This is a genomic window from Kitasatospora sp. NRRL B-11411, assembly GCF_000721345.1.
GTDB lineage: Bacteria > Actinomycetota > Actinomycetes > Streptomycetales > Streptomycetaceae > Kitasatospora > Kitasatospora cineracea.
This window is the reverse complement of sequence record NZ_JOGH01000335.1, coordinates 1-286: the sequence shown is the minus strand read 5'-3', so window position 1 is coordinate 286 and position 286 is coordinate 1. Positions and strand designations below refer to the sequence as shown.

The window sequence follows — 286 nt, the reverse complement described above, 5'->3', positions numbered from 1 at the left end:
CTGACGGATGATCAGTGGGCGCTGGTGGAGCCGTTGCTTCCTCCTGCGCGTCCGTCCGCACCGCCGACACCGTGCCGGCGGCGACCAGGGGATTCGATGTGGGCAAGAAGGTCAAGGGCCGCAAGCGGTTCCTGGTCACCGACACCCTGGGCCTGCTCGTCGCGGTCCACGTGGCCGCCGCGAGCGTCCAGGACCGCGACGGCGCCCGCCGTCCGCTCCTGTGGGCCCGGCTCGACCACCCGCGGATCGAGAGGTTCTGGGCGGACCAGGGCTTCGCCGGCCGCCT

1 pseudogene is annotated in these 286 nt (G+C 72.7%); it reads left to right on the top strand.

What is annotated here, in order from left to right:
- Nucleotides 1–50: 50 nt before the first annotated feature.
- Nucleotides 51–286: pseudogene (locus IH44_RS48995) on the top strand (transposase); the annotation flags it as partial.